The sequence below is a fragment of the Pseudoalteromonas sp. S1727 genome, assembly GCF_005886375.1.
Lineage (GTDB): Bacteria > Pseudomonadota > Gammaproteobacteria > Enterobacterales > Alteromonadaceae > Pseudoalteromonas > Pseudoalteromonas haloplanktis.
In genome coordinates this window covers 1-497 of the sequence record NZ_PNDT01000253.1, presented here as the reverse complement: position 1 = coordinate 497, position 497 = coordinate 1, and the positions used below count along the sequence as shown (strand labels likewise).

The 497-nt window shown below is 41.4% G+C and carries 1 protein-coding gene; it reads left to right on the top strand.

Going from position 1 to position 497, the window contains the following annotated elements; translation table 11 throughout:
- Positions 1 to 497: glycoside hydrolase family 97 N-terminal domain-containing protein (locus CWB85_RS21905; protein ID WP_171039067.1), on the top strand; the 497-nt coding region annotated here is incomplete at both ends.

The window sequence follows — 497 nt, the reverse complement described above, 5'->3', positions numbered from 1 at the left end:
AGTTAACTGTATTGGTTGATTTAGATGAGCAAGGGCAGCTAAGTTATCAAGTACGGTCACGTAGCGATAAGGTCATTGAGCCTTCTTTATTAGGTATCACGCTTAATAATACTGACTTTACTAAGCGATTGAGCTTAGCTGCAGTTTTAAAACAGCCCACAGTAAATGACAGCTATCAGCTTTTTACTGGTAAGCAACAGTTTGTTGATTATCGTGCTAACAGCCTTGTTGTCAGCGTGACTAATCAGCAAGATCAAATATTGAACATTCGCTTTCAAGTCAGTAATGATGGGGTTGCTTTTCGCTATGAATTAGCCGGCGAAACCACAGATACACGTGTGGTAATGAGTGAACAAACTGGTTTTAACTTTCCAGATAAAACGCTTGCCTGGCTTCAACCTAAAGCTGAAGCACAAACAGGCTGGATGAATACGAATCCCTCCTACGAAGAAGAATACTTACAAGCGGCACCAGTGACGACCGCTGCAATCACTAAT